4 protein-coding genes and 1 pseudogene are annotated in these 4,828 nt (G+C 71.2%); 2 read left to right on the top strand and 3 right to left on the bottom strand.

Annotation, left to right across the window (positions count from 1 at the left end; translation table 11 throughout):
- Positions 1-69: 69 nt before the first annotated feature.
- The 3 genes and pseudogenes from ACWC9T_RS40805 to ACWC9T_RS40795 form a co-directional block, all read right to left on the bottom strand.
- Positions 70-474, bottom strand: a complete 405-nt coding sequence (locus tag ACWC9T_RS40805; protein ID WP_449826076.1) for a CBS domain-containing protein — start codon at positions 472-474, stop codon at positions 70-72.
- Between the two features lie 120 nt (positions 475-594).
- Positions 595-2,144, bottom strand: a pseudogene (locus ACWC9T_RS40800) (DEAD/DEAH box helicase).
- Between the two features lie 366 nt (positions 2,145-2,510).
- Entirely contained in the window at positions 2,511-2,714 is a 204-nt protein-coding gene (locus tag ACWC9T_RS40795; protein ID WP_099897249.1) for a cold-shock protein, read from the bottom strand.
- Between the two features lie 485 nt (positions 2,715-3,199).
- On the opposite strand from ACWC9T_RS40795, the gene ACWC9T_RS40790 reads away from it, so the two are divergent.
- Positions 3,200-3,427 carry a hypothetical protein gene (locus ACWC9T_RS40790; RefSeq protein WP_449826075.1) on the top strand — a complete coding sequence of 76 codons (228 nt, stop codon included), beginning with the start codon at positions 3,200-3,202 and terminating at the stop codon, positions 3,425-3,427.
- A 554-nt stretch (positions 3,428-3,981) separates the two neighbouring features.
- Entirely contained in the window at positions 3,982-4,344 is a 363-nt protein-coding gene (locus ACWC9T_RS40785) for a hypothetical protein (protein ID WP_449826074.1), read from the top strand.
- The last annotated feature ends 484 nt before the right edge of the window (positions 4,345-4,828 follow it).

The following is a 4,828-nucleotide window of genomic DNA, read 5'->3' as shown; positions in this document are numbered from 1 at the left end:
CTGATGTCGCAATCCACACCTGGCCAGAAGGCCCTCACTCATTTCAAGATCACCCGGCCGTGAGCCCTGTCACCAACCTCCGTGGTCAGTACACCAGAGGCCGAGCAGGCCGATGGCGTGGCCGTCGGGGTCGACCACCGGCCACACGGCTAGGCCTCGGGCGCGCATGGCGGAGGCTGCGGTGGCGGCGAGCATGTCGGCGGTGGCGAACGGGGCGCGGTCGAAGGCGATGTCGCGGACCGGGGTGCGCTCGGTGGACTGGGTGCGGGTCTGGAAGGGGGCGAGGTGCAGGCGGGTCACCAGCCCGGCGCAGCGGCCGTCCTCGTCGCGGACCAGGAGGTGGTCGGCGCCGGAGCCGTCCAGGATGTGGATCGCCATGTCGAGCATGACGTCGTCGCTGATCTGGAGGTCGGGGCGGGTCATGAGGTCGCGGACCGTGGTGGTGGTCGCGGGGCGTTCGAGGGTGAGGGTCATGGGGCTCCGTGGTGTCGTTTCCGCCGGGGCCGGCGGTGGTCGGGGTACTGGCGGTGGGACGGCCGCCGGGGGGCCGCCGGAGGCCTGGAACGCGGGGGCGGCCCGGCCCGGGCCTGCCTTCTAGGCCGTGGGGACGATGCGCCTGGGTGCCCGGCGGCGGCCGGAGGGGCCCTGGGTGTCGCGGCTCGCTCCGTTGGCGCGGGTGTCGCCGCCGGTGGGGGCGGGGCGTCCGCGGCGGCCGCGCTTCGCGGCCGTGCTGCGGCGGGGGCGTTCGACGACGGGGTCGGCGATGACGACGGGCACGCCGGTGGGGACGCGGGCGCCGGTGATGCGGGTCAGGTCCTCGTCACCGGCTCTGACACGGGTGGTGATGGGGGTGATGGCGGCGGTGGTCATCAGGCGGGCCGTCTGGCGGCGCTGGCTGGGCAGGACGAGGGTGACGACGGTGCCGGACTCGCCGGCCCGGGCGGTGCGGCCGCCCCGGTGGAGGTAGTCCTTGTGGTCGCTCGGCGGGTCCAGGTTGACGACGAGGTCGAGGCCGTCGATGTGGATGCCCCGGGCGGCGACGTTGGTGGCGATCAGCGCCGTGACCTGGCCGGTGCGGAACTGCTCCAGGGTCCGGGTGCGCTGGGGCTGGGACTTGCCGCCGTGCAGGGCCGCGGCCTTGACCCCGTTGGCGAGCAGGTCCTCCACCAGCGCGTCGGCGCGGTCCCGGGTGTCGGTGAACATGATCACCCCGCCGTCGCGGGAGGCGATGTGGGCGATCGTGGCGTTCTGTCGAAGTTCTGCACGTACAGAACGTGGTGCTCCATGGTGCTGACCGCCGCCGCGGACGGGTCCACCGAGTGGGTGACCGGGTCCTTCAGGAAGTGCCGCACGAGGCGGTCGACGTTGCGGTCCAGGGTGGCGGAGAACAGCATCGTCTGGCCGCCTTCGGCGACCTGTTCCAGGAGTTCGGTGACCTGCGGCAGGAAGCCCATGTCGGCCATCTGGTCGGCCTCGTCGAGGACGGTGACGCCGACCCGGTCGAGCTGGCAGTCGCCGCGCTGGATCAGGTCCTTGAGCCGGCCGGGGGTGGCCACGACGACCTCCGCCCCGCGGTTCAACACGTGTGCCTGGCCGCCGATCGACATCCCGCCCACCACGGCCGCCATCCGCAGCCGCACCGCGTGCGCGAACGGGGTGAGGGCGTCGGTGACCTGCTGGGCGAGCTCGCGGGTGGGGACCAGGACCAGGGCCAGCGGGCGGCGCGGCTCCGCGCGTCGGCCGGCGATGCGGGCCAGCACCGCGAGACCGAACGCGATGGTCTTGCCGGAGCCCGTCCGTCCGCGTCCGAGGACGTCACGTCCGGCCAGCGAGTTCGGCAGTGTCGCGGCCTGGATCGGGAACGGCGTGGTGACGCCCTGGCGGGTCAGCACCGACTGCAGCGCCTTGGGCATGTCCAGCTCGTCGAACGATTCGACGGCGGGCAGCGCCGGGGTGGTGCTCACCGACATCGCGAACTCGCCTTGCGAGGAAAGGCTTTGACGGGCACTACGGCCGCCGGCTGGCCGGTCGCCGCAGAAGGAGCCGCCACCCGAGCGGGAACCGTAGGCGGCGCCGGCGGATCGGGAGGAGGCCGAGGAACGGGAGTTGGCGTTCTGGTACGGGGAGCGGCGGGAGCGGTTCATGTGAAACCTTCCTGGGGTGGCACGTCGCGAGGCGGCTCCGCGGCACGGGGCGCCGGCAGGAGGTCGCGAGGGAACGGGCCAAAAGTGTGGAGCGCGGGGCGTGGACGGTGAAACCGTGCGGCACGTCACCTCAGGTCGGCGCTCACCGCCGGGGCGGGAACGGAGATCCTCGAACCGTGGGATGTCACGGCAGGGCGGCGGTCCGGACGCGGCGCTGCTCGTCTCGCGTGGGGATGGCCGCCGGTGGCGGAGCCAGGGGCCTGAACGGCCGGGGATGTGCATGGTGGAGCAATGCCGAGGGGCCCGCACCGGGCATCATGTACGCGGTGCGGGCCCCTCGCTACCAGGCGGGTGCCGTGGCGGAAACTACAGCGGACGAATGTTCTCGGCCTGCGGGCCCTTCTGGCCCTGCGTGACGTCGAACTCGACCTTCTGGCCCTCGAGCAGCTCGCGGAAGCCGTTGGCGTTGATGTTCGAGTAGTGGGCGAAGACGTCAGCGCCGCCACCGTCCTGCTCGATGAAGCCGAAGCCCTTTTCCGCGTTGAACCACTTCACAGTGCCATTAGCCATAAAGAAATCTCCTTCAAGGGGCTGTCCGAAGCGTGCACAGCGCGCGCTTCGAGTCGCCGCGATGAGCACCCACCCGGGAAAGAGCCGGGAAACAAAAGGCGCCTGCGAAACATCAGCAGGCGCACACAAAGTTCATGGGAACCACTACTGCAACTAAAACGACTCTAGCAGGCCCAGGCCCGCCGCGGGTGGATATTCCGCCCCCGGTTCTGCGACGCCCCTTGCCGGGGGCGCCGGCCACGAGGTCGCAGAACTGTCAAAGTGACTGCATGGCATCCTAGTTGGGCATGTCATCCGCCCCTTGGGCGCCTACCAGTCGCTCTTCCGGGGAGGGCGCGTCGCGCAGGCGCCGAGCCTCTGCCCTCGGCGCGGCAGACCCGCGAAAGCGACGTGCCACGCCCACCGGCACCATCCGGAGGCGCTCCGAAATTGAGTGCGCGAAGAAGAAGGCGCGCTCCCGCGATTTTCGGCGCATACTGCACGGAATGACGAAATCAGCAGCAGTCCGCCGTGTCCTGCCCGCCAGCCCCTTCAGAGCCCGGATCGAAGCACCGTGCAAGCACTTCGCCGTCGGTGACCGCGTCACCCACGACACGTACGGCCTCGGCCGGGCCATCGGCGTCGAAGGCGACAGTGACATCGCGGTACTCGTCGACTTCGGATCGCGACAGGAACGCATCACCCAGCCCTACGCCACGATGTTCAAACTCTGACGCCGGACGCACGCGGTTCTCCACCGAGTCCGCCGCCCCACGCATGGTGCGGGCCCTGCGGTACACCCCTGGCTGGCGCGACGGCCGGGGGACGCACGCCCTGACGGGCCGAACGAGCACCCGTCGCTGCGGCCGCGGCCTCACCGGTGATGGCCGGATCCGGGGATCACCGGTGCTGGGATGGGCCCGGGCCAAGAGCTGATCGGCCCGACCTGCCACGCCTGCCCGCATCCCGCCGTCGTCGCCGGGCGCACCGGGTTCCGCGGCATCCGCGGCGCGCTGATGCTGGCCCTGTCGGAGGTCCTCGGCTCCGCGGGCTTCACCGTCACCACCCTCGGAGCCGACCCTGCTCGTCACCGCCGGCCCGCACGATCCGGGCGACGGCCCGGCCCTCACAGCTGCTCCCACCTGCCCGGCACCGCGGTCCAGCCGATCGGCACGTCAGATCGCCGCCGCGCAGCGTCCGGCCGTACAGCAGGCGCAACGCCGGTGACCGCCATGGCCGCTGCCCAGGCCCGTGGGCCCCGCGGAGGCGGTGTCATATTCTGGGGGACATGTCGAACCCCGACGGGCTGCTCGTCGACATCGCCGCGATGGTCGAGTCCGAGCACAGCAACCAGATGTCCCTGACCGTAGTGGTCCCCGGAGCCGTGATCACCGGCAGGCTCGCGCCGGTGGCCCTGTGGTTGGAGCGGGTGGCCGAGGTCCTCCAGGCCTCGGAGCACCTGAAGCCCTTCGCCGCTCTCTTCGCCCCGCCCGCCGACGGCCCGCCCGCACGGCCCACCCATCTGCATCTCCACCGGGCGAAGATCCTGCAGGGCGACTTCGGACTGCCCCACACCGGCGGCATGTACCGCATCGCCATCGAGGACGTCAGCAGCTGGACGGTCGGGGACCTCAGCTACTCCGATTCCTGATAGCCACGGCAGGCCAAGTGGCCGCCCGGCTCGGTGTCTTGTCTCCCCGCAGCAAGAGTCGCTGAGCTTTGAGCGGGGTGTAGTGACCGCCGGTCCGGGTGTCGGGGCGGAGCCACGGGCGGCCCAGGCCGAAGAGACGACCGGCTCGGCTCGTTCACCGAGCCGTAGCCCATCGGCCAGCCTCGTTGCGGCTCGTGGAGACGACGGCGGAGTAGCAGCTGCCGCGCCGTCCTCAGCGACCGCGACCTGGCCGACCGCGTTAACGCCGCCGCCCAGCGCCCGGTACCGACGTCGGTCTGGGCAAGTTCTTCGCCGCCGGCCACGACAAGATCGCCGAAGCAGCGCTCATGGCCCTCAAGTACGACGGGTCCGTCGCTCAGCTCCTCCACGGGCGCTGTCACGTTGGCCGACCGGGTGAGATGATCTTCTGATCGATCACGGCGGAGGGGGATCATTCGTGGAGAGCACGTCGCCGTCGTACAGG

This window comes from Kitasatospora sp. NPDC001159 (genome assembly GCF_053598235.1).
This window is presented reverse-complemented; position numbering and strand designations above follow the sequence as displayed.

What these genes read in the sequence shown, in the direction of transcription:
- ACWC9T_RS40785 (WP_449826074.1), top strand. Translation starts at nt 3,982, where the DNA reads ATGTCGAACCCCGACGGGCTGCTCGTCGACATCGCCGCGATGGTCGAG.
- ACWC9T_RS40790 (WP_449826075.1), top strand. Translation starts at nt 3,200, where the DNA reads ATGACGAAATCAGCAGCAGTCCGCCGTGTCCTGCCCGCCAGCCCCTTC.
- ACWC9T_RS40805 (WP_449826076.1), bottom strand. Translation starts at nt 474, where the DNA reads ATGACCCTCACCCTCGAACGCCCCGCGACCACCACCACGGTCCGCGAC.
- ACWC9T_RS40795 (WP_099897249.1), bottom strand. Translation starts at nt 2,714, where the DNA reads ATGGCTAATGGCACTGTGAAGTGGTTCAACGCGGAAAAGGGCTTCGGC.